We start from the raw sequence: 26,997 nt of genomic DNA, 5'->3' as shown, positions 1-26,997 counted from the left end.
GGAGAGAGACGATGTACAAGGCGTTGGAGACGCGTGGCGACAAGTGCAATACGCGCAGTCGGGCGCGGCGGAAGCGGACTGCGGCCGGCCATGACTGGGCCTGCGATCACGTGATCGCCCTGGTGGCACGGGAAAAATCTGTTTCGATACGCCTGCTTATGCATCGGTCTCGCTGCCGCAATGCCACTGCGCGGGCACGGCAATTGGCTATGTATCTCTCCCATGTGGTGCTAGGGCGCAGCCTCAAGGCGGTGGGCGACGCATTTGGTCGAGATAGGACAACAGTCTCACATGCTTGTGCCCTGATCGAGGATATGCGTGACGACCCGCGCTTTGACGATGAGGTTAGTGCCCTTGAACTGCGCATCGAAACGACTGTAGCCGGTCTGGAACGGGAGAGCTGCGATGCCTATTGAGACACGCACCCTGCGCTTCGTGCGAATGCTGCTGCCAGACCATGCGGCAGAGCGGATCGGTACGGGCTTTGAATTGCGCCGGGCCGATCGGTCGGCCCGGCTTGGGCTGGCGGCGGTCGCTGCCCTGGCGGGGGAGGGCGTGCTGATGGTTGGTGGTGGTAAATGCTGCGCTGGTCCGCGGGCACGCGATTGGCTCAAGGCCAATGGTGGGGTTGGCAGCGGCACCAAAGTGGCTGCGGCCCCCTTGATCGTCAGTGACGAAAGCCCGCTGGCGCGGCTGGCAGCCTCGGTTGATGGCGCGGCGCCATTCCTGCTCCCTCATCAGGTGGAGGCCGGCGAGCGGCTGCGGCGCCTGGTGGAGCGAGCCCGTCTCGGCCCGCGGGTCACCATGTCCTATGACCCCGCCCGCATTGCCAGCCGGGCAGCGTCGGGAAGCGGTGCGCCCGACCTGGCCGATAGCGCCATCGATGCGCGGCGCAAGCTCGATGCCATTGCGCAGTCGCTGCCGGCAGAATGCGGTGGGGTGCTGTTCGATGTCTGTGGCCTGCTCAAGGGATTGCAGGTTGTGGAGACCGAGCGGGGGTGGCCGCGACGCAGCGCCAAGCTGGTGCTGCGGATCGGGCTGGAACAGTTGGCGACCCATTTCGGGCTGACGCAGGTGGCGCAAGGGCGCCCCAGCGGGCGCACCCGAAGCTGGCTGCATGAGCGCTTGCCGCTGGACTAGCCGGGCAGCGGCGTTAACGACATCCGCAAGCGTAATGGCGGGCCTGACGCAGGGCATGATAATTACCGGGACATGCGGCACAAATTCATCTCGATTCAGTATTTGCGCGGGCTGGCGGCCATGCTTGTGCTGGCGTCCCACGCCCTGCTTTACCCGCTGGCCGATGAACAGCTGGGCTTTGGACGTCTGGGATGGCTTGGGGTGATCCTGTTCTTTGCCATCTCCGGTTTCATCATGGTGGCGGTGACCGGTGATGGGCGGTTCTCGGCCCTGGAATTTCTGCGGCGCCGGGCCATTCGCATTGTGCCGATGTATTGGGGCGCCACGTTGCTGGCAGCCATTCTGGCACTGCTGGCACCACAGATCTTCAAGACCACCGTCTATGATGGTGCCGAGCTGGTGATGTCGCTGCTGTTCATCCCGTTTTACAATCCGAGCAGCGGCGGCATCCATCCGCTCTACAAGCTGGGCTGGACCCTCAACTATGAGGTGTTCTTCTATGTGTGTTTTGCGCTGCTGGCGTTCCTGGGCGCGACGGCCCGGGTCGTCTGGCTGACCCTGGCTTTGGGGTCTCTGGCCGTCATCGGATTGGTGTTCCAGCCGCAAGGCGCGATCCCGCAATTTTATACCAGCTTCGTCCCCCTGGCCTTCTGCGCCGGAGCCTGGATCGGACTGGCGAGCTTGCGCGGTTGGCCGGAGCGGATCCCTGCGCACTGGCTTCTTGCGGTGCTGCTGTCAGGCGTGGCGGGTTTTGCCGAGGGTTTCTTGTGGGACCGCGGGCTGGTCGAGGACGGCGTGGCGTTTATCGGTTTTGTCGCGTTCGCGGTGGCGCTGATGCTGCTCGGTCTGCGGCTTGAGCCGCGAATGCCGCGCATCGCTCTGCTGGAGCGGATCGGAGACGCATCCTACTCGATCTACCTGGTGCACATTTACGAGGTGGCCGTTCTCTCCGGTGTCGCGTTCCTTGTGCTGGATCGCGCCAACATCTGGGCTGACTACCTCGTGGCTGCAGCCTCAATCGTCGGCGGTACCCTGGTCGGGCTGATGCTGTTTACGCTGGTAGAGCGGCCGTTGCTGCAAAAACTGTCGCAGTATCGTCAGCCGGCATCTGCCGAGCTGGCCGGCAAGCCGCTCAGCTGAGCGCCTTGCCTTCGCTGCGAATGCGGTTGACCATGGCGATCAGGCCATTGGAGCGCTGGGTGGTCAGGTGCTCGCGCAGGCCCATCTTGTCGAACAGGGCAATCGCGTCGGTCTCTGCAATTTCGGCAGCGGGGCGACCGGAATACAGCGCCAGCAAGATCGCCACCAATCCCTGCACGATCATTGCGTCGCTCTCCCCGCGATAGGTCAGAATGGTCTTGCCATCGCTCACGTCGCTATGGGCGGCGAGCCAGACCTGCGAGACGCAGCCCTGCACCTTGTTGACATCGGACTTCTCGGTGTCGTCGAGCCGTGGCAGCGCCTGGCCCAGTTCGATCAGATAGCGATAACGATCTTCCCAGTCATCGAGATAGGACAGGTTCTCGGCAATATCCTGGAAGGCTGGGGGCAAGGCTTGGGTGTCGGTCATGGACCTTACCTAGTGCAACTCAACTCAGTTTTCCAGCGCCGCGCGGCGCGGTGGCGGTTGAGACAGGATATGGGCGCGAAACTGACGGCCTCAGCAGTCGCAATCCGCCGGGACGCCCTCCACCTGACGGCTGAATGAAAAATGCCGCAAGCACGGGGCAGCGTGCTTGCGGCAGGGACCAGGGTCTGGAGTAGCGTTCCTGGGGTTAGGACCGCGACCGCTGGTTTTCGTTCGAGCGTTTGCGGCGCTCTTTATCCCGCCCGGCCCAGCCGTGGCATGGGGTAGGGGACCACGAGGACTGCTGGCGCGTCATGCATGGGAGAAGTGCCGGCGGACGGGGGAGTGGGAAGCACCGCGGCAAGAACAGCCTTGCCGCCGATGCACTGTATGGTGTCGCATTCGATGGTCTGAACCTGTTCGGCAACGATCTGCTGGCCGGCGGCCACGGCCTGGCCTGACAGCGCCGTAGCGGCATCGTGGAAATCCACGCCCGGCTTGATCACCACATAGGCGATGGTCAGCCAGAATATCGAGCGGAACAGGAGCATCGTCTCATCCAAAATTGCCTGGGCCATGTCTTGGCCTGCAATCGAGACAATAGGCGGGGCGGTTTAAGGGCGGCTGGCGCGATTGTGTAAAACTTTAATCAAATGCCGCCGCCGACCTTCATCAGGGCAACGCCTTGTTTACGCTAACCCCAGAAAGGACCTCCCCACATCACACGGCAAGGCGCTGCGGCAGCATGGTTTAATGCTGTCTTAGCTCTTGGGCCGCAGGGTGGGGCCAACAAAAACCTGAAGCCCATTCAGGCGGATGCGGTTCCAAACCGCCTGTGCCTGATGTCGTCGGCACAGCCCCAACCGGCGTCGTGGAAGTGAGTATTGCGTATGCGTAGCCTGTTCTCTTTCAGCGCAAGCAAAGAGATGTCCCTGGCCATGGCCGGGTCAGGTCATCGGCCTGAAATGCTGCGTCGCAAGACTCTTGCCAACAACGCGCGGCTGGTCATGCTGGCCAGCGCCCTGCTGATGCCGCTGGCCATGTATCTGCTGGTGGGCGGGGCAGCCTTGCCTTTCGTCATTGCAGCCATGGGGCTTGCCAGCGGCATGATCACATTGGCCCTGCATCAGCACGCCATGTATGAAGAAGCTGCGGCAGGCCAGGTCTATTCCATCATGGCAGTCGGCCTAGTGCTGACACTGGCGGATCCAAACCTGGCAGATATGGGGTTGGCCATCGCAGTGCTGGGCCCCGTGCTTGCTTCGCTGCTGGCCCGCGGGCCGTTGCGTCGGCAGGGCTGGCTGCTTCTGGGCGTGATCGGCGTCCTGGCAGTCGTTGCATCTTTGGTGCCGATGGCCAGCATCTCCATCAACGATCTCACGCTCAAGCTCGTCAGTGGCCTGACTTTGGCCGTGGTGGCAGGGATTGTTGCCCTGTCGGCCAATCGCATCCGCGGTGCCTATGACGTCTATGACAAGGCGCAGATGAGCGCCTATCGCCATCTGATCGAGCATGTGCAGGACGCGGTAATCCGTTTTTCCAGCAATGGCGAACTGTTGCTGGCCTCGCGCTCCTCCGAATCGCTGTTTGGCTGCCGGCGCTATGAGCTGAGCGGCGCCTCGCTGGGGGAGCGCCTGCATGTGCTGGACCGTCCCGCCTATCTGACCGCTTTTGCTGACGCCAACCAGGGCGGCAAGTCGCGCACGATCGAAGTGCGGATGCGCCAGGACGATCCAGTGGCCGGCGTGCGGGTTCCGCACTTCATCTGGGTCGAGATCAGCTTTTCGCCGGTGCTTGATGCCGCCAAGGGCGAACTGCGCTACGAGGTGGTGGCGCTGTTCCGTGACGTTACCGAGCGCAGGGACCAGCAGGCAGCAGTCGAAGAGGCGCGGCGCGTGGCCGAGGAAGCCTCCAATGCCAAGTCGCGCTTTCTGGCGACCATTGGCCATGAACTGCGTACGCCGCTCAATGCCGTTGTCGGCTTCTCCGAGATGATGAGCTCGGGCATTGGTGGCGATCTGTCGCCAACGCATAAGGAATATGCCGGTCTGATCCACCAGAGCGGCAAGCACCTGCTGGAAGTGGTCGGCATGCTGCTCGATATGTCCAAGATTGAAGCGGGCAAGTTCGAACTGCAGCCCGAGCCCTTCCTGCCCGATACGCTGGTCCATAATTGCTTCCGGTTGGTCGAAAACCTGGCGCAGGAACGCCAGATTCGGCTGGTCGGCGACATTTCCCGGCACCTGCCGATGCTGGTGGCCGACGAACGCGCCTGCCGACAAATCCTGCTGAACCTGCTCTCGAATGCCATCAAGTTCAGCCACGAAGGCGGCACCGTGACCGTAACGATGAAGCGCCAGGGCCAGTGCGTCAACATGAGCGTGGTCGACAACGGCATCGGGATGGCCCCCGAATCGCTGCAGCGCGTGGGCGAGCCGTTCTTCCAGGTTCAGGATGGTCTCAACCGTCGCTACGAAGGTACCGGTCTCGGCCTGTCCATCGTCAAGGGGCTAGTTGACCTGCATGACGGCACTTTGCGGGCGATGTCCGAAATTGGGGCAGGTACAATGGTCACCGTTCTGCTTCCTATAAACGGTCCAGCAATAAAGGTGGTGGAGACTGCGACAGTCACCCCCCTCCATCGCGAGCCCGCCCCCATCCAAGTTACCCCATGGCACGACGAAAAAAGAAAAGCGCAATGACGGCCACAACCTTCACGCGGCTGCCTCTGTTGGCAGGTAGCGCCGTTGCGACCTCGTTGGGTCGCTTTGGCATCTGGACCTTGACGCACTACATGCGCGCCCCGCTCGCCTCGACCGGCCTGCTCGCCATGGTGACGCTGACGGCCTTGGCCGGCAGTAATGCGCTATACTTTCAAACCGCGCGCCACCCCGCGCCGATGTTCGCGCCTTCGCCATTGGTGCCCGAAGCGGCAACGCTCGCGGCGCCGCAGCAATTGGTGTTGCCGGCCCCGGTGCCGATGCAGCAGACCGCCGTCACCCAGATGGTCACCAGCGAAACCACCGGCAGCGTCAAGCCGGCAGCGGTCCCCAGCAAGCCGGTGGGCAACAAAGACGTGTTCGCAGTGCAAAAGAAGCTGACAGAGATGGGGCTCTTCAGCGGCACCGTCGACGGCTATTACGGGCCGATGACGGCGCAGGCGATCCGCGCCTTTGAGGAACGCAATGGCATGACGCCCATGGGCGCAGTCAGCCGCGAGGTCATCGACGCCATTCTGCGAGCCGATGCGACCGGCATGCTTCCCGTGGTGGTACAGGCGGCCGCCGCGACGCCGCAACCGGCTCCCGCGCCTCGGCCCGCCGCTGCCCCGGCGCGGGCTCCTGATCGGGTCGTCGCGCGCCTGCCGGCGATCAGCCCGGCCGAGAACGTGATTGATACCGTCGGCAACGCGGCTGCCCAGACGATCGATTCAATCGTTGCAGCCGTCGATGGCGGACGCGCGACGCCGCCCCCTCCGGCTATCAAGCCAGTGCCAGCCATGCCGGTGATGGCGACCAATGTCCAACCGATGCCAGCGCCGGTGCAGCAGGTGGCATCGCTCGAAACCATTGTTCCCAAGCGTGAAGCAGCGACGATCGTGCCTGATCAGGTGCGCGCGGCCACTGTCAGGCCGGCCAATGACACCCAGTTGGTGTCGCAGGTGCAGCGCGGGCTGGCGAGCCTGGGCTTCTTCCATGCCCCCATTGACGGCAAGACCGGGGAAGCCACGGCAAAGGCCATTCGCTCGTTTGAAGTGTTCCACAATTACCAGATGACCGGTCAGGTTACCCCTGAACTGCCGGGCCTGTTGCGCGCTGCCGGCGCCGATATCTAGTGACTCGCCTCCGCTCCGATATCTGGTGCGGCGTCTTCGTGCGGCGGCACAATGACCTGGGCAATATGTGCGTCGTCTCGCGCCGGGGCGATCCGGTTGCCGGTCAGGTCTATGTCGAAATCGACCACCTTGATGGCACCGTGTCGTTGTTCACTCCAGCGCCCATGGTCAGCCGCAACGAGGAATCAGCCAATCTGGTGTTTCAGCGGCGCTTCAGCCATGTCGAACCGGCCATGGTGCGCGACCGCATTGTCCGGGAAGTCGAGTTTGACCCCGATCTCTGGGTGATCAGCCTCGATCTGCGTGGCGATGATCCGGGGATTGAGGTTGTCGCCTAGGGGCCGTTGTTCGCCCTGTTGCTGAGGTCCACCCGATAACCATGCTACTCACGCGCTGCCCGCAGACCTGCCCCTTGTCGTCGCGCCTCGAGGCGAGGCGCGACGACAAGGGGCAGGGCCTCCAGCCTTAGCTGGCGCGCTTGATCCCGATGCGGGCGAGGGCTTCAATGGCCTCTTCGACGATCGGGTTGTGGGTATTTTGCAGCGGAGTGCGACGGCTGTTTTCGATGAACGGCCGGTATTCGGGCTTGGCCAACTCCAGCAGGTTCACTTCACCGCGCCAGGCGCTCATCAGGTAGGCCATCGAATCGGCGGTGACATTACCGAACAGGGTGGCGAAATCGGCAAGGGCCTGGCTGCGCTCATTGTCATGGGCGGTGGCGTGGATCAGCACCTTGAGCCCGTCATAGGCCGAGCAGCCAAAGGCGCGGAGCACCACGAACAACGAGGCGCCGGTGACGTCATGGGCGATCTGGCCGCAGCGGACTTCATCAAGGCCGGTGATCTGACTGAGCAGCTTGGTGACTTCGGGACGACGGTTCTCGGAAAACAGCTTCATCAGCGCGCGGGTCAGTTCCTGATTGGCGACCGAGATCTGTTCGATGGTCTTCTTGATTGGAGCAAGTGGGGTTTCGCGATGAGCGAAGGCATGGATGACCTTGACCCGATCCTGATCGGACAGGTCGAAAAAGGCCGGGGCCAGCAGGGCAGCGTCGAAATCGCTGCGCTTGGCCAGCGACTCGGCGACGATATGATCCATCTGTGCCGACCGAGCGAGTGCGCTGAGATAGGCACCGCGCGGTACGATCGAGGTATTGTCGGCTAGCGCGCGATAGACCTTGCGCGAATTCATCTGGAACAGCTTGGCGAGAACCACGTTGGTCAGGTCCTGGCGCCGCGCCAGCGTGGCGGCGGCGGCGACGTCATAACGCGCGATAATGTCGAGCATGGTGGCTTCGGACAGCTCGGGGGCTGCTTCCAGAAACCCGATAAGGTCTTCACCGATATGGGCGACGACGAGGCCTTCGAGCAGGGGGGACAGCGTTTCGGCGCGGCCGAGAAGGGCGGCACCCTTGGCGCGCGCCTGGGCCCCGGCAACCGGGAACAGGCGGGCAGCCAATGTCTCGAATTGCTCCATTTCGGGACTGGTTGGCTTGCCGCGCCGCGCATAGGCATCGCAGGCAGCTATCAGCAGGGTGTTCGTGCGGTCCACGCCACCGGTCTCGATCAGGAGGTTGAACGTCTCGTAAGGTTGAAAACCGAGCATTTTTTGGGAACCGTCGACTCGCAAAGCGCCGGAATCTGGCGCGCCCCTACTCTTGCCGGCAATTCGTTAGCAGACTGTTAACCTTGACGATCTCTTAATGCACTCAAGCGCGAGGGGCGTCGCGCCGACTGATTTGCTTATGGAATGCTGCCCCCGTTGGGATGGGGGAGCCGCACAGAATTGGAGGCCAGCTTGGGAAAGCTCGTCAAATTCGATCGAGGGGGACACCCCATAGCCGCAGTGGCGAAGCCGCCCGGACCCGCCCAGATATTGATGTTTACCGGGGTGCGTTATGAACGCGGTACACCGCCGACGCCGACAACTCGCCTCGACCCGACGCGGCCAAAGCGCAAGCGTGGGTAAGTTATTTGCTGTTCTCGCCGGCACCGTGGCTCTTGCAGCGGTGATGGCTGGTTGTGTCGCACGGCCAGTCGGCGATTTCGGCCGGGCCCGGCCCAGTTTCACCCATGACGTGGCCATGCCAGCCGTGGGCGCCAGACTGGCTGCCTCGCGCGGCGAGCCGGTTTCGAACTTCAACCAGACCGATCAGGAAAAGCTCATGCATGATCGTGTATGGCGGTTCCTCGTGGCCGACCACGCCAAGGACTGGTTCTACAACTCTGCCGTCGAACTGCAGCGCACCCGCATCACCGCTGCGACCGACATGACATTTGCTATCGACCGCTATTATGGCTGGTTGAAACAGACGCATTTTCAATCGTCGACCGTTCGCTACTCACGGGTGGGACGCGATATTGCGGCTGATCTCGATACCATCCCTGCCACCTTCGCAGCGATTTGCGCCGTAGAGGAAATCGACCGGCAGCGCGCGCAGGCGCTGGCGGGGTTGAGTGGTATCGAGCCCGCAGTCGCGGCCAATGCGCGGGCGCGCCGGACCGAGAACGACATGCGGATCAATTGGTTCGCTCGGGCGCTGACCTATCGTTTCCAGTCCTATGACTATGCACTCGATCACTTGCTGGTGGAGACGCCCCATGATCAGTCGCTGGCCGTGGACGCCGCGCTGTCGCGGCTTTCCAATTATGTGAAGCAGGCGAATAGCCGCGATTTCTGCGCTCGCAAGAGTGGTCCGGGCTGGGCCGGCGAGATTGTGCTTCCCTCCCGCTATCAGACCAAGCCCATCGATACCGAAATCATCGATCAGAAGTAGATATCCAACTGGGTCGCACCGGTCGCCTGCTACAAGGCGGGGGGGCCGGAACACCTAGGGTTGGCGGGTTCCGCATTCGACGGCAGCCAGGGCCGCCTCGAAGCGCTGGCGCATGGCGTGGTGGGGCGGGGCGAGGCGGACGAGGATCAGCAACTCGTCCGATGCGCTCTCGACCACGAGGAGGCCCTCGGCGATGTCAAGTTGCTGCTGGGCAAGCAGGCGAGTCTGCGCAGCGTTGAAAATGCCCATCTCCAGGGTCTGCCCAATGCCGTCGCGATTGGTGGTCGAATAAGTGACGATGCCCTGCCTGTTGAACAATGCCACCGACCAAAAGGCGTCCGGCATGACGCCGCTGACATAGGCGGGGCCTTCGGCCAGATCGACGCGGCACAGTCCATAGGCAAGGTCCGGATCGAGGCCGAGTGGATTGGGCGTGCCCGGCTCGACCGGTGGCAGGATGAACATGCGGCTCTGTGCATCGAGATCGGCAACGCGGTCCCAGGCCGTTTCTTCGGCCAGCATCGGCAGGGTGAGGATCACCACGATATGGATGATGCCGCCAAGGATGAGGCCGCCCAGCAACCAGAGCAGGGTACGCATCATGCGCAATCTCCGCGCACGATGGCCGGCATGGCCTCGCGGGCCGTGCTGAAGCCCGAGAATGCCGTGGTATCGTAGAGCGTCAGCACCAGCTTGAACGGGCCGGTGCCGCTGAGTTCCAGCCAGTTTCGCGGCATCAGGCGCGTGCCGACATGGATGGCGATCGAACCATCATTGGGGCGGGCGAGACTGGTCGAGCGCATCGCGGCATCGCCGCCCGGGCGCGCGAGATTAGCCCCATCGGGATCAAGCGCGACCAGCGTCCAGAAGGTGGCGAGCGGTGTCTGTCCATTGACCGAATAGGTGCAGGCCAGCGTGAGCGGCTGCCCGCTGCTATCGGTGGAGGCGGTAAATTGCAGGCCTTCGCTCTGGCCCAGCTGCAAGCCGGCGACGCGGGTGAGGTGGCCGCGCGTATAGGGATTGGGCGCGGCAGAGCCGACATCGGGCCAGGCGGTCCAGGGGCCGACCTGTGCCGCGCCGAACAGGCGGCCATCGGTCAGCGCATAATAGCTCAGCCCGAACCCCACGCCGAGCGCGACTGCAATCATGAGCAGGAGATGGATGACGAAGCGCAAGGATGACCCGCCCGATTATGTCGATTTTGCCATGAACGAGCGGCCCCAGCGCAACTCCGTCCCTTGGCTATAGCAATGGGGGCCGGAGGGTGAAAGCGGAGATTGGGTTTCGCCACCAGGACCAGGATGCTCAGAGCCCAGTGGTTACAGGTGGGGTAGCCGTGCTGGCCTGATCGGAAACCGGGGTGGAACCGCGCAGGGTGGACTTGAGGCGGTCGGCGACATCGATCAGCTTGCGCGCGGCTTCGGGGGTCAAGGTCGGCGGGCGCTGGTCGGCCACATCGGGGATGGCGGCCGGATCGGCATCGGCGATGATGACCGGCTCTGGCGTGAAATCGACACCAAATACCGGCATGATGTCGATATTGGTATGGGCATAGGCCATGAACTTCTGCCAGGCGATGGTGGGCAGAAGTCCGCCGGTCAGGTTCTTGGTCGGACGGTAGTCGTCATTACCGAACCAGACAGCGGCCACGTAATTGCCGGTAAAGCCGCAGAACCACGCATCGCGATAAGATGTTGTGGTGCCGGTCTTGCCGACAGCAGGGACGCCCACGACATCGGCGCGCCTACCGGTGCCGCCGGTCACCACGGTGCGCATCATGTGGTTCATATTGGCGACGGTGGTTTCGGACAGGATGCGCTCGCGGGCCATATCGGTATCGGCCTCGAATATCCGCTCACCGGTGAGCGTGGTCACGCGGGTAATGCCATAGGCGGGCGTCTTGTAGCCGCCGCTGGCGAAGACCGCATAGGATGAGGTCATGTCCAGCACGGACACCGATGCCACCCCCAGAGCCAGCGAGCGGGTGACGGGATACTCGTTCTGGATGCCCATGCGGTGGCTGAGGTCGGCAATGGTGTCGCGGCCGGTCTTGATCGACAGCGTTACCGGGACGGTATTGATCGACTGGGCAAAGGCGCTTTCCAGCGAAACCTGGCCCTTGTAATTGCGGCCATAATTCTGCGGGCACCAATCACCGATGCAAACCGGACGGTCCGAAATGGTGTCGGACGGTTTGAGGCCGAGTTGCTCGAAGGCCTCGGCATAGACGAAGGGCTTGAACGCCGATCCGGGTTGCCGCGTGGAGACGATGGCGCGATTGAACTGGCTCTTGCCGTAATCGGTGCCGCCGACCATGGCGCGAATGGCGCCGTTGGTGTCGGTGACCACCATGGCGGCCTGATCGACATTGTACCGCTCGCCCTGTTCGCGCACGACAGAGACGATGGCGTCTTCGGCGTAGGTCTGCAGGACCGAGTCGATGGTGGTGCGGACCACGAAATTGTTGGAGCTGTGGTTTGACGCCTCGATGATCTTCTTGGTTTCGCTAAACGCCCAATCGAGGAAGTAGTTGGGGGAATTGACGTCTTCGGTGCGATCGATGGGCGAGGCGGGGTGGCGGCGGGCGGCAGTGACCTGGCCTTCGGTCAAAAATCCGGCGGCAACCATGTTGGAAAGCACCAGATTGGCGCGACCGCGGGCGGCGGCCAGGTCATTGTGGGGGGCATAGCGGGTTGGAGCCTTGAACAGGCCGGATAACATCGCGGCTTCGGCCAGATTGATGTCCTGAACCTTCTTGCCAAAATAGTAATCCGCGGCTGCGGTGACGCCATTGGCACCGCCACCCATATAGGCGCGGTCGAAATACAGCTTGAGGATCTCGTCCTTGCTGTAGTGCCATTCGAGCCAGATGGCGAGGAAGGCCTCGTTGATCTTGCGCTCGAGATTGCGCTCGGGGGTCAGGAACAGGTTCTTGGCCAATTGCTGGGTGATCGAGGAGCCGCCCTGCGTGCCGCTATCGCCTTGCGCATTGCTCATCAGCGCGCGCAGCGTACCGACAATATCGATGCCGAAATGCTCGTAGAACCGGCGGTCTTCGGTCGCCAGGGTGGCCTTGATCAGATAGTCGGGCATGTCGGCGAGCGGCACGCTGTCATCGGAGCGGATGCCGCGATGGCCGATCTCGTTGCCATATCGATCGAGGAACGCCACCGAATAGTCTTCCGCCTTGTTATACTCGCCCGAGGCAGTGGCATCGAAGGCAGGCAGGGCCAGGGCCGTCATCAGCACGGCGCCGATGGCACCGAAGGTGAAGGCATCCGAGGAGATTTCGACGACGAACCGCTTTATCCCCGAAACGTGGAAAATGGACATGAAGTCCTGAAAACGGGTATAGCCTCGGCCGAGCCACTGGCCGAATTCGTAAATCGATGAATCCAGCCAGGCGTCGGCAGCCAGCATGCTGGACTTCTTGCGACGCTTTTCTTTGGTGTAGAACGGATCCGACAACTTCGCCCTCGGCACTGGTTCGTGGACTGTTGGTCCGTTCACCCCGGCAACGCAACTCACTCGCTGGAATATGATCGACTATGGGCCGGCACAAGTGGGATTTCGGCCCTATAATTAAGCATTGCAAGGGTTAAGATGGCCTTCTGGGAAGACAAGACGCTCGATCAAATGTCCGAGACAGAGTGGGAATCGCTCTGCGACGGTTGCGGCCGCTGCTGCCTGATCAAGCTCGAGGACGAAGACAGCGGCATCCTGATCACCTCGGATGTGCGCTGCAAGCTGCTGGATGGCGATAGCTGCCGCTGCACCGATTATCCCGGACGCAAGGCCAAGGTGCCCGACTGCATCAAGCTGACGCCGGAAAATGTCACCGAGATAAAATGGATTCCCACCACCTGCGCCTATCGCCGCCTGGCCGAGGGCAAGGGGCTGGCCTGGTGGCATCCGCTGGTCTCGGGCGATCCGCAGACCGTGATCGATGTCGGGGTCTCGGTGAAGGGGCGGACGTTCCTTGAAACCGATGTCGAGCCTGGCGAGTGGGAAGAGCACGCTGTCGACTGGCCGGAATGGGAACCACCCGAGACGATCTAGGACCGCGCCAAGTCGCCTGGTAACCATCGGTTAACCATGTTGTGACCTGATTGGACGGTAAAGCGGCCCAAAGGCCGGCCCAGAACAGGCGTCACCAATGACCGATACCGCAATCAGCAAGGACGGCAGCGATCCGTTCTGGTCCCGCGTTCGAACGGCCCTTGGCGTGCTGCGCCCGGTGCGCCAGCAGCGTGAACGCGCGCCAGCCTATGGACAGGCGGCGATTGCACGGACGCTGGGGATGCGGACGCGGCTCGGCGCCAAGATCGACGAGGAACTGGCGCAATCCTGGACCCGTTCGGCCGAGCGCAATGTGTCCCTGAGCCTGCTGATCATAGAGATGGACCGCTCCAAGGAATATTTCACCGCCTACGGCAAGGCCTCGGCCGACGATTGTCTGTCGGCAATGCAGAGCGCCATCCGCCATTGCCTGCCGCGCGAGGGCGATAAATGCCTGCGGCTGGGGCGGAACGGCTTCGTGGTGGTGCTCCCCGACTTTCCGGCGCTGATGGCCCGTTCGATCGCGGCCCAGATTGCTGCTGCGGTGCGCAGCGAGGGCCTGGCGCATAAGGAAAGCCATGCCGGGATCGTCACCGCCTCCATCGGTGTGGCGGTGAGCAATCCGCAGGGCGGATACGACAAGAAGTTTTTCGAGACCGCGGCTGAAGCGCTGAAAAAGGCGCAGCGGCGGGGCATCGGCCGGATCGAGGCGGTGGATTTGCGGCCGGCCCAGCAGCGCAAGCGCAAGGCGGGATAGGGCGCGGTAACGCGCCTGCTCTCATTTAATCATCATGGGACGGCCCGCGGACTTGATCCGTGAGGGTGCTCTTCCTGCGTGCCGGGTTGAGAATGGCCCACGGGACGAGCCCATAGGCAGCGGGTGAGTGGGCGGGTGCTGCGGATCGGTCCCTTCGACTCTGCTGGCGAAGTGTGCTCCTGAACCTTCAACCATCGCCGGGCTGCCCACGGACTTGATCCGTGGGCCTCTCGTCGCGCGTGCATGGTTGAGAATGGCCCACGGATCAAGTCCGTGGGCAGCGCGGTGGGGGAGGCGAGATTGGGAGCGGAAGTGAGGCTTGCACACTTGCCCTGGTGCCCACGGCGTTATCCCGGCTTTCGCCGGGATGACGGCGAGTGAGGGGAGGGCGTGGTGAGATGTCGCCGCACCTATTGGGGGCTTTCCTCGCATCAACATAGTCGTTATGAGGGCCGTCCTCTCGCGCGCCGCAGGTCGGCGCAGCACTCGACGGAATCCGATCATGACCCTTGCTTGCGGCCTCGACTTTGGCACGTCCAATTCGACCATGGGAATTGCCGACGCGACCAACGCGCCGGCGCTGCTGGCGCTGGAGGATGGCAAGCCGACGATTCCGAGTGTGTTGTTCTTCAGCTTCGAGGATGACGCCATCCATTTCGGCCGGGCCGGCGTGGCTGAATATGTGACGGGGGCAGAGGGCCGGTTGATGCGCTCGCTCAAGAGCGTGCTGGGCACGGCGCTGATCGGCGACACCACAAGGGTCAAGGCCAGGACCTATGGCTTTCTCGATATTCTGGGCATCTTTGTCGGCGAAATGAAGCGGCGGGCCGAGACGGAACTGGGCGCGCCGGTGGATAGCGTCGTGGTCGGGCGGCCGGTGCAGTTTGTCGATGATGATCCGAAGGCCGACGCCGAGGCCCAGCGGCAGCTGGAGCAGGCCGTGCGGGCGCAGGGCTATAGCCGCATTGATTTCCAGTTCGAGCCCATCGCGGCAGCGCTCGACTTCGAGCGGCAGGTCGGCACCGAGAAGCTGGCGCTGATCGTCGATCTTGGCGGTGGTACCTCGGACTTTTCGGTGGTGCGGGTGAGCCCGGAGCGGGCGCGCGCCACCGATCGCAGCGGCGACATCCTGGCGACGGCGGGCGTGCATATCGGCGGTACCGATTTCGACCGGCTGCTGTCCATGGCCAAGGTGATGCCCGAACTGGGGCTGGGGACGATGACGCGCGACCGCAAGCGCTATCTGCCGGTGGCGCCCTATTATGACCTGTCGACCTGGCACCGGATCAACCGGCTCTATACCGCCAAGACCATTCGCGACCTGAGCAGCACCCGCAACGAGGCGCAGCGCCCCGAAATGGTCGAGACGATGATCGCGGTGGTCGAGCACCGGCTGGGGCATCGGCTGGTCGGGGCGGTGGAAGCGGCCAAGATCGCGCTGTCGGATGCCGATCTGCATCAGTTTGATTTCGATATCGAGGGCGTGCGGATCACCACCGAGATTTCGGTTGATGATCTCGGCGCGGCGCTGGAGAACTCGGTGGAGCGGATTACCGCGACCATCGGTGAAACGCTGCAGCGGGCCGGGGTAACAGCGGGCGATATCGACAGCCTGATCCTGACCGGTGGCTCGACGCAGGTGCCGGTGATCGTGGAGCGGTTGCGGGTGCTGTTTCCCGATGCCGAGATGGTGCGTACGGACGTGCTGGGCAGCGTGGGGCTGGGACTGGCCATGGATGCGCGGCGCAAGTTTGGGTGAGGGCTGATTTCAGCGGGTGGCGGTGATGGGGTAAGCCCGTTCCTGGGGACAGGGGCGGGCGTTTTTGTTTGCCGATACACGGGCTGCCCTGGGGCTTGACCCTAGGGCCACTCGTCGCGCGTGCCAGGTTGGGAAAGACCCACGGGTTACGCCCGTGGGCAGCGCGGTGGGTGGTGAGAGTTGGGTGGTTGGTGAGTAGGGCGGCGACGCGGAGCTGCTACCGACGCATGATCCATCACTGGGTCATTCCCGCGCAGGCGGGAATCCATTCTGTGGGTGGTGCGGATACCCCCACCTAACCTCCCCCTGACAGGGGGGGGGTTGCATCGGGTATGAGGCGGGATTCTACAGAGAACGCCGGCCACGCCCCTCCCCCTGTCAGGGGGAGGTTGGGAGGGGGTATCCGCGTGGAAAAGCATGGACTCCCGCCTGCGCGAAAATGACTCCGTGGGCGTAGTTTTCCTAAGCCATTGAACCCATTCCGCAATCCAACAACCTATCCTTCTAATCCCCGCGTGACGCTGGTCTGGTAGAGTTCTGGCATAGTCGAGAAATTGGGTCGGGATCGCAGCGAGCGGCGGTGGCAGGCGTTTCACGGCTCGCCTCAAAGCCCTATCCCGATGGACTGCCTGTGCGACAGGTCGCGCCGGGTGCAACGCGTTCCGCAAGGAGAGTTGGATGAAAAACGACCTGCGGGCAGCGCGGCTGGCCCGGGACTGGCCGACGATTCGCGACGCCTATGAAAACGGCACCGACACCATTGCCACGATCTGCGCGACCTTCGGCGTGACCAAGGGCTCGCTCGAGCACCGGATGCGCCGGGATCTGTGGCTGCCGCGCTCGGCCCAGTATGCGAGCAGCCGATCACTGCTGATGGCGCGCATCTACCGGGTAATGGACCGCCAGGTGCAGTGGCTGGAAAGCCTGGAACCCAACCAACAGACCGAAAAGGAAGCACGCGCTTTGAGCATCATCGTCAAGACACTCGAAAACCTGACCGACATGCAGCCGACGGAAACCGTTACGCCACCGAAACAGAAGAAAGACATGCGTGACCTCCGCGACAAGCTGGCCAAGCGCATTGACCAGTTCAAGCAGCGCTGAGAGCCGCGCCGAAGTCGCGGCGCTGTCCGACGAAAAGGTCGAAACGGAATATTACAAATGGAAACGCTGGGCCCATGCGGCGCAGCTGCCGCCTGAGGGCGACTGGACCACCTGGCTGTTCATGGGCGGGCGGGGCGCGGGCAAGACCAGGGCCGGCGCCGAATGGGTGCGCTCGCTGGCCGCCGAGCGGGTTTCGCCGATTGCACTGGTCGGCGAGACCATGACCGAAGCCATCGCGGTGATGATCCGCGGCGAAAGCGGGTTGTTCAATGTGCATCCTGACGACGATCGGCCCGTGCTCAAGGGCACGACCCTGATCTGGCCCAATGGGGTGGAGGGGATCGTGCTGTCGGCCTCCGATCCCGACCGGTTTCGGGGACCGCAATTTGCGGCGGCGTGGTGCGACGAGGTGGCGAAATGGCCGGACGCGGAGGCGGCGTGGGACATGTTGCAATTCGCGCTGCGGCTGGGGGATCGGCCGCGCCAGCTGGCGACGACGACGCCCAAGCCGACGCGTCTGCTCAAACGCCTGCTCGCCGATCCGCTGACCGCGGTGACGCGGATGAAGACGGCCAAGAATGCCATGCATCTGGCGCCGGGATTCCTCGAAACCGTGGTCGGGCGCTATGCCGGATCGGTGCTGGGGCGGCAGGAGCTGGACGGCGAAATGATCGAGGATCTGCCCGATGCCTTGTGGCAGCGGACGATGTTTTTACCGGCGGGACCGGAGGCACCGCAGCGCATTGTCGTGGCGGTGGATCCGCCGGTGACGGGGACGGAAAAGTCCGACGCCTGCGGCATCATCGTGGCGGGCCGGGTGGGTGATGGCGCAGTGGTGCTGGAAGACCGGACGCTGAAACCGGCCAGTCCGCTGGGCTGGGCAAAGCGGGCCGTGGCGGCGTTTCATGCGCACCAGGCCGACGCCATCGTGGTCGAGGTCAACCAGGGCGGCGATCTCGTGCAATCGGTGATTGCGCAGGTGGACGCGACCGTGCCGGTGCGCCCGGTGCGGGCCAGCCGGGGTAAGTGGCTGCGGGCCGAACCCGTGGCGGCGCTCTATGGGCGCGGACTGGTGCGCCATGTGGCGGGGCTGGGTGCCCTGGAGGACGAAATGTGCGGCTTTGGCAGCGATGGCAGGAGCGGTGGGCATTCGCCGGACCGCGTGGATGCGCTGGTGTGGGCGCTGACGGAATTGCTGCTGTCGGAGGGTACGCCACGGGTGCGGGGGATTTAGGGGCTTGTCGACACGGACAATCTGAGCACCCCGCCAGTGGATGTTGCAGCACCCCCACCCCGACCCTCCCCTCAAGGGGGAGGGCGGTCGACTGATGGCGCGGTGCGTAGGGGATAGGGATCAGGAAACATGCCGAATTGGGTCAGCCGCCTCCTGGGTGGGCAGATAAACACGCCTGCGGAAAAGAAGGACTTTGCCGGGCACAGTGTGCTCAGCCTCAGCCAGCTGGGAGCGCCGAACTGGAGCCATCGCGGCTTTGCCAGCCTGGTCAATCAGGGCTTTGCCAGGAACCCGGTGGTGTATCGATGCGTGCGCCTGATTGCCGAGGCGGCCAATCGGGTGCCGTTGACGGTGGTGGACCATGGCAGGCGGGTGGATGAGCATCCGCTGGCGGCGCTGCTGGGGCGGCCCAATGGGCGCCAATCGGGCGGGGAAATGCTCGAGGCGGTCTATGCCTATCTGCAGACGGCGGGCAACGCCTATCTGCAGGCGGGGCTGGTCGAGGGCGAGGTCAAGGCGCTGTTCTGTCTGCGGCCGGACCGGATGAAGGTGGTGGCGGGCGCCGATGGCTGGCCGATTGCCTATGATTATAGCGCCGGCGGGCAGACGCAGCGTCTTCGCCAGGATGGCGGGGCGCTTCCCGGCGTGCTGCATATGGCGCTGTTTCATCCGCTCGACGATCACTATGGCATGGGGCCGCTGGAGGCAGCGCAGACCAGCCTCGACATCCACAATGCCGCCGGGGAATGGAACAAGGCGCTGCTCGACAATGCGGCGCGGCCATCGGGGGCGCTGGTCTATTCCATGGGCGGCGGCAATCTGACCGCCGAGCAGTTCGAGCGGCTGAAAATCGAGCTGGAACAGGGCTTTGCCGGGGCAGCCAATGCGGGGCGGCCGATGGTGCTGGAGGGCGGGCTCGACTGGAAGACCATTGCGCTCAGCCCGCGCGACATGGATTTCATCGAGGCCAAGCATGCCGCGGCGCGCGATATCGCGCTGGCCTTTGGTGTGCCGCCCATGCTGCTCGGCATTCCCGGCGACAATACCTATGCCAATATGGCCGAGGCCAATCGCGCGCTCTGGCGGCAGACGCTGATCCCGCTGGTGCGGCGCGTCGCCGATGATTTGAGCAATTGGCTGTCGCCGGCCTTTGGCGGCGCGGTGATCGTGCCGGACTTCGATGCGGTCGAAGCCCTGGCCGAGGACCGCGCAGCGCTGTGGGAACGGGTGAGCAATGCCGGATTTCTGAGCGACGCCGAGAAGCGGGCGATGCTGGGGATCTAGGCGACGCGGACAGGCGAACCGCCGGCCAGTGGAGATTTTCAACATGGACGAGCTGACCAAAACCGTCATCGAGCGGGGTGATCTGGCGCATCTGGCGCTGTTTTTGTGGGCGAGCGGGGCGAGTGGGCTGCTGGTGTGGAGCCTGCGCGAGCTGGCGATGGCCAACCAGCGCTTCAACGACTTCGTCCATGAAATCGCCGCGCTCAACAACCTGTTCAAGAAGGGAGATTGACCCATGGCCAACAAGCAGAGCCGGGACAATGCGCAGCAGACTTTCCGGCAATTTGCCTGGAACATTGCCGGGACGCTGGCCAATGGCAAGGCGAGCGTCAAGCCGGCGGGCAAGCCGGGCGGCAAACGCTGATGGGGGCGATCCCGATTGATGCCGATGGCCGCTTTTCCGGCTATGCGAGCCTGTTCAACCGGCTCGACAGCGGGGGCGATATCGTCATGCCGGGCGCCTTTGCCAGGAGCCTGGCCAAGCGCCGCGACCGCATCCGCATGCTGTTTCAGCACGATCCCAAGGAGCCGGTGGGCATCTGGGAAGCCATTGGCGAGGACGGGCAGGGCCTGTTTGTCGCCGGGCGATTGTTGCCCGGGGTGCCGCGGGCCGACGCACTGCGCACCCTGATCGAAAACCGGGCCATCGATGGGCTCTCCATCGGCTTTCGCACCGTCAGGGCGACGCGCGAAGCCGGCAGCCGCAAGCTCTGGCAGCTCGACCTGTTCGAGGTGTCCATCGTGACCTTTCCAATGATGGAGGACGCGCGCATCGCCGCCTCCGCCAACCATTCGACCGGCGCCGCAATCGCGGCGGCGATTTCAGCCATCCGCAACTCCTGAAGGATTTTCCATGGACCGGACCGACGACAGTTTTGAAATCAAGGCAGGCACCGGCGGCGATGTCGCTGGCATGTTCAACGCGTTTTCCAGCGCGTTTGAGGAGTTCAAGCGCACCAATGACCAGCGCCTCAAGGAGATCGAAAAGCGCGGCAGCGCCGACGGCCTGCTCGAGGGCAAGCTGGACCGCATCAACCAGGCGCTGGATGGCCAGAAATCGGCCATGGACCGCGCCTTGGCCGACCGCGCCCGCCCGCTGCTCGACAGCAAGGCCGGCCAGCAGTATGACGAATACAAGGATGCCTTTTCGGCCTATGTGAAGCGCGGTGAGGAAAAGGCACTGTCGATCGGCGTCAATGCCGATGGCGGCTTTGTCGTCCCGGCCGAGACCGAGAGCGAAATCACCCGGCTGCTGACGGCGGTCTCGCCGATCCGCGCCATTGCCGGGGTGCGCCAGGTGTCGAGCGCCGTCTACAAGCGCCCGATCTCGCTGACCGGCCCGGCCGTGGGCTGGGTGGGGGAGACGGCGGCGCGCCCCGTTACCAATAGCCAGACGCTGGCCGAACTCAGCTATCCGACCATGGAACTCTATGCCATGCCGGCGGCCACCTCGGCCTTTCTCGACGATGCCGCGGTGGATGTGGGCCAGTGGATTGCCGACGAGGTCAATGCGGCCTTTGCGGCGCAGGAAACCACGGCCTTTGTCAACGGCGACGGCGTCAACAAGCCCAAGGGTTTCCTGGCTTCGACGACGGTGGCGGAAGCCAGCTGGAGCTGGGGCAATCTGGGCTATGTGGCGACCGGCGCGGCCGGCGCGCTGCCGACCAGCAATGCCAGCGACGTGCTGATCGACCTCGTCTATGCGCTCAAGGCCGGCTATCGCCAGAACGCCAATTGGGTGATGAACCGCAAGACCCAGGGCTCGCTGCGCAAGCTCAAGGATTCCGACGGCAATTACCTGTGGCAGCCGGCCCTGAGCGCCGATGGCCGCGCCCGCTTCATGGGGTTCGATCTCGTCGAGGCCGAGGATATGCCCAGTATCGGGGCGAACTCGCTGTCGGTGGCGTTCGGCGATTTCAAGCGCGGCTATCTGATCGTCGATCGCCAGGGGGTGAGCGTGCTGCGCGACCCGTTCAGCTCCAAGCCCTATGTGCTGTTCTACACGACCAAGCGCGTTGGTGGCGGGATCGCGGATTTCGATGCGATCAAGCTGTTGAAGTTCGCGGTGAGCTGAGGCGGCAGCGGTGCCTGGTTGAGGTTTCTCAACATTCGCACGCTGAAAGGTGGACCACCCGGACGAGCCGGGTGGTGACGGGGCGTGGGGTGGCATGACTGCTCGACTGAGCCACCATTGGCGCGTCTGGCGCGATGTTGGCCCCTCCCCCTTGAGGGGAGGGGTTGGGGTGGGGGTGCTGAGGATTCAATCAGCACGGGACTCGTGATGGGCGCAGCACCCCCACCCTTGATCCCTCCCCTCAAGGGGGAGGGAGATGACTGACGGGCTGGTCGCGCAATTAAGAGCTGGGCGCGGCGCGGGCGACGACGCCGGCCATCCAAACAAAAAGGCAAAACAGATGACTTCCTATCTTCTCGCGGGGCCCGCGGAGGAGCCGGTTTCGCTTGTCGAGGCCAAGGCGTATCTCAAGGTGGATGACACGGCCGAGGATGGCCTGATCACGACGCTGATCGCGGCGGCGCGGCTGCATATCGAGGGGGTGACGGGCAAGGCGCTGCTGGCGCAGAGCTGGCGCGTGGTGCTCGATGCCTGGCCGGAAAACCGGACAGTGCGGCTGCCGGTCAGCCCGTTTATCAGCCTCACCGGGATCAAGGCGTTTGACGCCGATGGCAATGAGCACGTGGTTGGGCTGGCTCAGTTCTGGGGCGAGCCGGACCGGCTGCTCTTGCCGATCAATGTGGCCGGGATGCCGGCGCTGCGGGAGCGGCAGGGCATCGAGGTCGAATATGTCGCCGGGTTCGGCACCGAACCGGGCGATGTGCCGGCCGATATCCGCCAGGCGCTGCTGGTGCTGGTTGGCTATTGGTTCGAGCATCGTGACGCGGTGATTATCGCCGGTTCGGGGGCGGTGGTGCCGTCGGGGTTCGACCGGCTGGTGGCGGGCCATAATCGGGTGCGGCTATGAGCGAGCGGGCGCCGTCGCTGGGCAGTTTGACCGACCGGGTGCAGTTGCGGCGGCGCGAAATGCTGGCTGAAGACGAGGGCGGGCACAGCGCGCTTTATGTGCCGATGGCGAATGTGTGGGCGCGGGTGCGCAGCCTGAGCGGGCGGCAGGGCGAGAGTGCCGATGGGCGCGCGGTGGCGATTTCGCATGCCGTGGTGCTGCGGTTCCGGCGGGATGTCGGACCGGGCGATCGCATCGTCTATCGCGGGCGCAATCTCGACGTCGTGAGCGCCGCCGATCTCAATGGGCGGCGGGCCTATCTGAGCTGCGTTTGCAGCGAAACCAGTATTACGGGGTAGGCCATGCATCCGATCGTGACGCTGCAAGGGGCGCTGCTGGGCGCGCTCAATGCCGATCCTGACCTGGTGACGCTGATCGGCACCAATGCGATTTTCGACGCCATGCCCAAGGGGCACCAGGCGCCTTATGGTGTGATCGACCGGCATGATCTGCGGCCCCGCGATGGCGATCTGGCGCCCGGATTCGAGCATCGCCTGGTGCTGCACTTCTGGCACCGGGACGCCAGCCGCAAGGCGGTGTTGGCGATTGCCGAGCGGGTGACGACAGTCGCGGTGTCGGCGGCGTTGAGCGGCGGCGGGCTGGCGGTGACCCATGCCAATGTGGTGCGCGTGGAAACCGGCATCGACGGCAAGACCGGGCAGGCCAAGGCGGTGCTGGTGCTGCGTTTTTTGAGCGAGCCGGGCTAGCTGGCATATCCACTACCAATCACCGCGCTGCCCGCGGACTTGATCCGCGGGTCTCTTGTCGCGCGTGCCGGGCTGGGAGAGGCCCACGGATCAAGTCCGTGGGCAGCGCGGTGGGTACGGCAAATGTCGCGCCGAATTACTTGCAAAGGAAAAGATCATGGCAGCCCAGAGTGGCAAGGACATGTTGCTGAAGCTCGACCAGACGGGGGCCGGGAGCTTCCTGACGGTGGCGGGGCTGCGGACGCGCTCGCTGGCGTTCAATGCCTCGAGTGTCGATACGACCGACCAGGAGAGCGCGGGACGCTGGCGTGAATTGCTGGCGGGCGGCGGGATCAAGCGGGCCTCGGTTTCGGGCTCGGGCATCTTCAAGGATGGGGCGTCGGATGCGGTGATCCGGGGGCTGTTCTTTGGCGGGACCATCCGCAACTGGCAGCTGATCATTCCCGATTTCGGCAGCGTGACTGGGCCGTTTCAGATCGTGGCGCTGGAGTTTTCGGCGGATCACGCCGGAGAAGTGACGTTCGAGCTGGCGCTGGAGAGTGCCGGGGAGATGGTTTTTGCGGTGATCTGACTCGCCCGGATGACCCGGTGGGTGGGGGTGTATCGAGAAAGGAAAGTGCATGGCCATTCCACAACGGGGTGAGATTGACGCTGACATTGGCGGGGAGCGGCGCACGCTATGCCTGACGCTGGGGGCCCTGGCGGAGCTGGAGGCGCGGCTGCAGGCCGGCGATCTGGTGGGGCTGGCGGAGCGGTTTTCCAGTGGGCGGGTTTCGGCGCGGGACCTGACGGCAATCCTGGGCGCAGGGCTGCGCGGCGGTGGCAATGCGATCACCGACGATGACCTGGCGCGGGTGTCGATCGAGGGCGGGCTCAAGGGCGCGGCCGAGATTGCGGCGCGGCTGCTGAAGGCGACGTTTGGAGAGAGTGCGTGACGCCGTTTCCCTGGGAGGCGGCGATGCGCTTTGGCTTTGGCGTGTTGCGGCTGGCCCCGGCGGCATTCTGGGCGCTGACGCCGCGCGAGTTGGCGGCGGCGTTTCGCGCGGTGGCTGGGGACCGGCAGGGGGCGCCGGGTCGGGGTGAGCTGGCGGCAATGATGGAGAGATTTCCCGATGGCCAATGATTTTCTGCCCGATGGGTTTCGTGACGAGCTGAGCGATGTATCGCTGGAACTGGACCGCATAGGGGCGCTGGCCGATGGCGTGGCGCGCTCGATCAGCACCGCGTTTCGCGGGGCGCTGGTGGACGGTAAATCGTTCAAGAGCGTGCTGGGCGATATTGCGCGCTCGTTTGCCGATATCGCGCTGAAGGCGGCGATCAAGCCGCTGGGGAGCCTGGTTGGCGGGCTGGTGGAAAACCTGTTCACCGCCACCAATCCGGCGGTGACGCCGTTTGCCAAGGGCGGGGTTATTGCCGCGCCGGGCTATTTTCCGCTGGCCGGCGGGCTGGGACTGGCCGGCGAGGCTGGGCCCGAGGCGATCATGCCGCTGCAACGGGGTAGCGATGGGCGGCTTGGCGTGGCCGGGGGCGGCGGCGGGGCGGTCAATGTGACGTTCAACGTGACGGCCAGCGACGCGCGCAGTTTTGTGGCGAGCGAGGCGGAGCTGAGCGCGATGTTGCTGCGGGCGGTGAAGCGGGGGTCGCGGGCGAGTTAGCGTCGACCGCAGCACCCCCACCCTATCCCTCCCCTCAAGGGGGAGGGGACCCTCTCGATCTACAAGCCATCCACACATTCAGCTGCTGCGGCTCTATCGCTCCCTCCCCCTTGAGGGGAGGGCCGGGGTGGGGGTGCTGCGGCTTTCCATGACCGGAGCATTCCATGGCATTTCACCCAATTCGCTTTCCGCTTGATGTGGCGCTGGGGGCGCGGGGTGGGCCGGAGCGCAGGACGGATGTGGTGACGCTGGCCAGTGGCGCCGAGGAGCGCAACAGCCGGTGGGCGCGGTCGCGGCGGCGCTACAATGCCGGCTATGGCGTCAAGTCGCGCGCCGACATGCAGGTCGTGCTGGCGTTTTTCGAGGAACGGCGTGGGCGGCTGCATGGGTTTTTGTGGCGCGATGGACTGGACCATTCGTCCAATAGCGGCGCGCCGACGGCATTGGACCAGGTCATCGGGAGCGGTGATGGGGTGCGGACCAGTTTTCAGCTGAGCAAGCGCTATGGCGCGAGCTTTGATCCCTATCAGCGGGCGATCACGCGCCCGGTGGCGGGCAGCGTCAGGGTGGCGGTGGCGGGTGTTGAACTGACGAGTGGTTGGACGGTCGATGGGGCGACGGGTGTCGTGGGGTTTTCGACGCCGCCGGCGCTGGGGGCGGCGGTGACGGCGGGGTTTTTGTTCGATGTGCCGGTGCGGTTCGATACTGATCGGCTGGATATCGAACTGACGAGCTTTGACGGAGCCGAGGCGCCGAGCATTCCGCTGGTGGAGATTCTGCCATGAGGACGCTCGATATTGGTTTTGCGGCGCATCTGGCGAGCGGGCAGACGACGCTGGCGCAGTGCTGGCGCATAAGGCGCAGCGATGGGGTGGTGCTGGGATTTACCGACCATGACCTGAAGCTGAGCTTTGATGGCACGGACTTTTTGCCGGCGCATGGGCTGGATGGGGCAGAAGTGCCGGCCAAGCTGGGTGGGCAGGTCGATACCAGCCAGGTGCTGGGCGTGCTGCATGCCGAGGCAATTGCCGAAGATGACATCCTGCTTGGGCGCTATGACGGGGCCGAGGTCGAGACCTGGCGGGTCAATTGGCAGGATGTGAGCCAAAGGGCCCTGCTGCGGCGCGACAGTATCGGCGAGATCGTGCGCGAGGACGGCGTGTTTCGCGCCGAACTGCGCTCGGCCCAGCAGGGGCTGAATGCGACGCGGGGGCGGATCTATCAGGGGCTGTGCGACGCCGAACTGGGCGATGGCCGCTGTGGGGTGAACCTGGCGGTGCCGGCGCTGCGTGGTTTTGCCAGCGTGGTGGCGGTGGAGGATCAATACCGGGTGCGGGTTAGCGGGCTCGAGGGGTTTGCCGAGGGCTGGTTCGGCTTTGGCCGGGTGGAATGGACCGATGGGCGCCGGCTGGGGCTGCGCGATGGCGTGGTTTCGCATGGGCGCGATGTGCTGGGTTTTGGCGTGGCGGTGGGCGACTGGGTCGCCGTGGGTGATACCCTGACGGTGACGGCCGGGTGTGACCGGCGGTTTGCCACCTGCAAGGCCAAGTTCGCCAACGCCGTCAATTTCCGCGGCTTTCCGCATATTCCCGGCAGTGACTACGTGCTGCGCCATCCGCGTGCCGGCGATGCGCTGGACGGGCGGGCGGTGGTCAAATGAACGGGGAAATTGTGGTTGTCGCGGCGCGGCAATGGCTGGGCACGCCCTATCGGCACCAGGCGGCGACGCTGGGGGCCGGCTGCGATTGCCTGGGGCTGCTGCGGGGCGTGTGGCGGACGCTTTATGGCGATGAGCCAATGGTGATGCCGCCCTATCGGGCTGATATGCGCGATGTGGCGCATGCCGGGGCGCTGGAGGCGGCGGCGGAGCGGTTTCTGCTGCCGGTGGGTGGGCAATTGCAGGCGGGGCAGGTGCTGCTGTTCCGGCTCAACGGGATGGCGGCGGCAAAGCACTGCGGGATTCTCGTCGGCCCGGATCGCTTCATCCATAGCCAGGAGCGGTTGGGCGTGGTCGAGGCCAGCCTGACCGAGGCCTGGGCGCGGCGCATTTCTGGCCGGTTCACCTTTCCTCCGCGCTGAAACAATCGACATTTCAATCTC

At 64.2% G+C, this 26,997-nt stretch carries 33 protein-coding genes; 27 read left to right on the top strand and 6 right to left on the bottom strand.

Annotated features, from left to right (window positions below):
* The first annotated feature begins 11 nt into the window (after nt 1-11).
* The 3 genes from BUA69_RS01400 (at nt 12) to BUA69_RS01390 (ending at nt 2,280) form a co-directional block, all read left to right on the top strand.
* Nucleotides 12-416, top strand: a complete 405-nt coding sequence (locus BUA69_RS01400) for a helix-turn-helix domain-containing protein (protein ID WP_072866437.1) — start codon at nt 12-14, stop codon at nt 414-416.
* Nucleotides 406-1,140: a DUF6456 domain-containing protein gene (locus BUA69_RS01395; RefSeq protein WP_052950662.1), complete on the top strand. Its 735-nt coding sequence runs from the start codon at nt 406-408 to the stop codon at nt 1,138-1,140. The genes BUA69_RS01400 and BUA69_RS01395 overlap by 11 nt, the downstream gene beginning before the upstream one ends.
* Before the next feature lie 72 nt (nt 1,141-1,212).
* Nucleotides 1,213-2,280 carry an acyltransferase family protein gene (locus BUA69_RS01390; protein ID WP_052950663.1) on the top strand — a complete coding sequence of 356 codons (1,068 nt, stop codon included), beginning with the start codon at nt 1,213-1,215 and terminating at the stop codon, nt 2,278-2,280.
* Here BUA69_RS01390 and BUA69_RS01385 read toward each other — a convergent pair.
* Together BUA69_RS01385 and BUA69_RS01380 are read right to left on the bottom strand one after the other, a co-directional pair.
* On the bottom strand, nt 2,273-2,710 hold the full coding sequence (locus BUA69_RS01385) for a SufE family protein (protein ID WP_046136195.1): 438 nt from the start codon (nt 2,708-2,710) through the stop codon (nt 2,273-2,275). The genes BUA69_RS01390 and BUA69_RS01385 overlap by 8 nt on opposite strands.
* Before the next feature lie 251 nt (nt 2,711-2,961).
* Nucleotides 2,962-3,285, bottom strand: coding sequence for a hypothetical protein (locus tag BUA69_RS01380; RefSeq protein ID WP_046136196.1), 324 nt, complete (start codon nt 3,283-3,285; stop codon nt 2,962-2,964).
* A 387-nt stretch (nt 3,286-3,672) separates the two neighbouring features.
* Here BUA69_RS01380 and BUA69_RS01375 point away from each other — a divergent pair, with 387 nt between their 5' ends.
* The 3 genes from BUA69_RS01375 to BUA69_RS01365 are packed head-to-tail and all read left to right on the top strand — an operon-like array spanning nt 3,673 to nt 6,880.
* Nucleotides 3,673-5,409: a PAS domain-containing sensor histidine kinase gene (locus BUA69_RS01375; protein WP_160300143.1), complete on the top strand. Its 1,737-nt coding sequence runs from the start codon at nt 3,673-3,675 to the stop codon at nt 5,407-5,409.
* Nucleotides 5,406-6,542 (top strand): peptidoglycan-binding domain-containing protein, encoded by a 1,137-nt coding sequence (locus BUA69_RS01370; RefSeq protein WP_046136197.1) that lies wholly within the window; start codon nt 5,406-5,408, stop codon nt 6,540-6,542. Before BUA69_RS01375 ends, BUA69_RS01370 begins: the two co-directional genes overlap by 4 nt.
* Nucleotides 6,542-6,880 (top strand): DUF1491 family protein, encoded by a 339-nt coding sequence (locus BUA69_RS01365; protein ID WP_046136198.1) that lies wholly within the window; start codon nt 6,542-6,544, stop codon nt 6,878-6,880. Before BUA69_RS01370 ends, BUA69_RS01365 begins: the two co-directional genes overlap by 1 nt.
* Nucleotides 6,881-7,007: 127 nt before the next feature.
* Here BUA69_RS01365 and BUA69_RS01360 read toward each other — a convergent pair whose 3' ends face one another.
* On the bottom strand, nt 7,008-8,147 hold the full coding sequence (locus BUA69_RS01360) for a DUF2336 domain-containing protein (RefSeq protein ID WP_046136199.1): 1,140 nt from the start codon (nt 8,145-8,147) through the stop codon (nt 7,008-7,010).
* A gap of 355 nt (nt 8,148-8,502) precedes the next feature.
* On the opposite strand from BUA69_RS01360, the gene BUA69_RS01355 reads away from it, so the two are divergent.
* Nucleotides 8,503-9,318 carry a hypothetical protein gene (locus tag BUA69_RS01355; RefSeq protein ID WP_143154372.1) on the top strand — a complete coding sequence of 272 codons (816 nt, stop codon included), beginning with the start codon at nt 8,503-8,505 and terminating at the stop codon, nt 9,316-9,318.
* Between the two features lie 54 nt (nt 9,319-9,372).
* Here the strand turns inward: BUA69_RS01355 and BUA69_RS01350 are convergent, their stop codons facing one another.
* From BUA69_RS01350 to BUA69_RS01340, 3 genes are all read right to left on the bottom strand, one after another.
* Nucleotides 9,373-9,921, bottom strand: coding sequence for a DUF1254 domain-containing protein (locus BUA69_RS01350; protein WP_046136200.1), 549 nt, complete (start codon nt 9,919-9,921; stop codon nt 9,373-9,375).
* Nucleotides 9,918-10,493, bottom strand: a complete 576-nt coding sequence (locus BUA69_RS01345) for a DUF1214 domain-containing protein (RefSeq protein ID WP_052950666.1) — start codon at nt 10,491-10,493, stop codon at nt 9,918-9,920. Before BUA69_RS01345 ends, BUA69_RS01350 begins: the two co-directional genes overlap by 4 nt.
* A gap of 130 nt (nt 10,494-10,623) precedes the next feature.
* A complete protein-coding gene (locus tag BUA69_RS01340) occupies nt 10,624-12,738 on the bottom strand; it encodes a transglycosylase domain-containing protein (RefSeq protein ID WP_201777472.1) in 2,115 nt (704 codons plus the stop codon).
* A 183-nt stretch (nt 12,739-12,921) separates the two neighbouring features.
* Between BUA69_RS01340 and BUA69_RS01335 the strand changes: the two genes are divergently transcribed.
* From BUA69_RS01335 to BUA69_RS01245, 20 genes are all read left to right on the top strand, one after another.
* Nucleotides 12,922-13,377, top strand: coding sequence for a YcgN family cysteine cluster protein (locus BUA69_RS01335; protein ID WP_046136202.1), 456 nt, complete (start codon nt 12,922-12,924; stop codon nt 13,375-13,377).
* Nucleotides 13,378-13,474: 97 nt separating this feature from the next.
* Nucleotides 13,475-14,134, top strand: a complete 660-nt coding sequence (locus BUA69_RS01330; RefSeq protein WP_046136203.1) for a GGDEF domain-containing protein — start codon at nt 13,475-13,477, stop codon at nt 14,132-14,134.
* 502 nt (nt 14,135-14,636) lie between these two features.
* On the top strand, nt 14,637-15,893 hold the full coding sequence (locus BUA69_RS01325) for an Hsp70 family protein (protein ID WP_046136204.1): 1,257 nt from the start codon (nt 14,637-14,639) through the stop codon (nt 15,891-15,893).
* Between the two features lie 678 nt (nt 15,894-16,571).
* Nucleotides 16,572-16,997: a hypothetical protein gene (locus BUA69_RS01320; protein WP_046136205.1), complete on the top strand. Its 426-nt coding sequence runs from the start codon at nt 16,572-16,574 to the stop codon at nt 16,995-16,997.
* Nucleotides 16,975-18,231, top strand: coding sequence for a DNA-packaging protein (locus BUA69_RS01315; RefSeq protein WP_046136206.1), 1,257 nt, complete (start codon nt 16,975-16,977; stop codon nt 18,229-18,231). Before BUA69_RS01320 ends, BUA69_RS01315 begins: the two co-directional genes overlap by 23 nt.
* Nucleotides 18,232-18,360: 129 nt before the next feature.
* Entirely contained in the window at nt 18,361-19,515 is a 1,155-nt protein-coding gene (locus tag BUA69_RS01310) for a phage portal protein (protein ID WP_046136207.1), read from the top strand.
* A 43-nt stretch (nt 19,516-19,558) separates the two neighbouring features.
* Complete coding sequence (locus BUA69_RS01305) at nt 19,559-19,747, top strand: hypothetical protein (RefSeq protein ID WP_046136225.1); 189 nt, start codon at nt 19,559-19,561, stop codon at nt 19,745-19,747.
* Nucleotides 19,748-19,750: 3 nt separating this feature from the next.
* The gene (locus tag BUA69_RS21390) at nt 19,751-19,879 is read left to right on the top strand and encodes a hypothetical protein (RefSeq protein ID WP_280136813.1); all 129 of its coding nucleotides are present in this window, start codon (nt 19,751-19,753) and stop codon (nt 19,877-19,879) included.
* Nucleotides 19,879-20,358: an HK97 family phage prohead protease gene (locus BUA69_RS01300; RefSeq protein ID WP_046136208.1), complete on the top strand. Its 480-nt coding sequence runs from the start codon at nt 19,879-19,881 to the stop codon at nt 20,356-20,358. The genes BUA69_RS21390 and BUA69_RS01300 overlap by 1 nt, the downstream gene beginning before the upstream one ends.
* A 10-nt stretch (nt 20,359-20,368) precedes the next feature.
* On the top strand, nt 20,369-21,589 hold the full coding sequence (locus BUA69_RS01295; RefSeq protein ID WP_046136209.1) for a phage major capsid protein: 1,221 nt from the start codon (nt 20,369-20,371) through the stop codon (nt 21,587-21,589).
* 340 nt (nt 21,590-21,929) lie between these two features.
* A complete protein-coding gene (locus BUA69_RS01290; protein ID WP_046136210.1) occupies nt 21,930-22,496 on the top strand; it encodes a head-tail connector protein in 567 nt (188 codons plus the stop codon).
* Nucleotides 22,493-22,834 (top strand): phage head closure protein, encoded by a 342-nt coding sequence (locus BUA69_RS01285; RefSeq protein ID WP_052950668.1) that lies wholly within the window; start codon nt 22,493-22,495, stop codon nt 22,832-22,834. Before BUA69_RS01290 ends, BUA69_RS01285 begins: the two co-directional genes overlap by 4 nt.
* Before the next feature lie 3 nt (nt 22,835-22,837).
* Nucleotides 22,838-23,242, top strand: a complete 405-nt coding sequence (locus BUA69_RS01280; protein WP_046136211.1) for a DUF3168 domain-containing protein — start codon at nt 22,838-22,840, stop codon at nt 23,240-23,242.
* A gap of 157 nt (nt 23,243-23,399) precedes the next feature.
* On the top strand, nt 23,400-23,813 hold the full coding sequence (locus BUA69_RS01275) for a phage major tail protein, TP901-1 family (RefSeq protein WP_046136212.1): 414 nt from the start codon (nt 23,400-23,402) through the stop codon (nt 23,811-23,813).
* A gap of 49 nt (nt 23,814-23,862) precedes the next feature.
* Nucleotides 23,863-24,177, top strand: coding sequence for a gene transfer agent family protein (locus BUA69_RS01270; RefSeq protein WP_046136213.1), 315 nt, complete (start codon nt 23,863-23,865; stop codon nt 24,175-24,177).
* Nucleotides 24,174-24,365, top strand: a complete 192-nt coding sequence (locus BUA69_RS01265; RefSeq protein ID WP_046136214.1) for a rcc01693 family protein — start codon at nt 24,174-24,176, stop codon at nt 24,363-24,365. Before BUA69_RS01270 ends, BUA69_RS01265 begins: the two co-directional genes overlap by 4 nt.
* The gene (locus BUA69_RS01260) at nt 24,355-24,897 is read left to right on the top strand and encodes a phage tail tape measure protein (protein WP_072866436.1); all 543 of its coding nucleotides are present in this window, start codon (nt 24,355-24,357) and stop codon (nt 24,895-24,897) included. The genes BUA69_RS01265 and BUA69_RS01260 overlap by 11 nt, the downstream gene beginning before the upstream one ends.
* Before the next feature lie 164 nt (nt 24,898-25,061).
* On the top strand, nt 25,062-25,682 hold the full coding sequence (locus BUA69_RS01255) for a DUF2460 domain-containing protein (protein ID WP_072866435.1): 621 nt from the start codon (nt 25,062-25,064) through the stop codon (nt 25,680-25,682).
* Nucleotides 25,679-26,557, top strand: coding sequence for a DUF2163 domain-containing protein (locus BUA69_RS01250; protein ID WP_046133560.1), 879 nt, complete (start codon nt 25,679-25,681; stop codon nt 26,555-26,557). Before BUA69_RS01255 ends, BUA69_RS01250 begins: the two co-directional genes overlap by 4 nt.
* Entirely contained in the window at nt 26,554-26,976 is a 423-nt protein-coding gene (locus tag BUA69_RS01245; protein WP_046133561.1) for an NlpC/P60 family protein, read from the top strand. The genes BUA69_RS01250 and BUA69_RS01245 overlap by 4 nt, the downstream gene beginning before the upstream one ends.
* Nucleotides 26,977-26,997: the final 21 nt, after the last annotated feature.

Source organism: Devosia limi DSM 17137 (assembly GCF_900128975.1).
GTDB classification, from domain to species: Bacteria; Pseudomonadota; Alphaproteobacteria; order Rhizobiales; family Devosiaceae; genus Devosia; species Devosia limi.
Note: the sequence above shows the minus strand (reverse complement) of the source record. Positions and strands in the feature narration are given on the sequence as shown.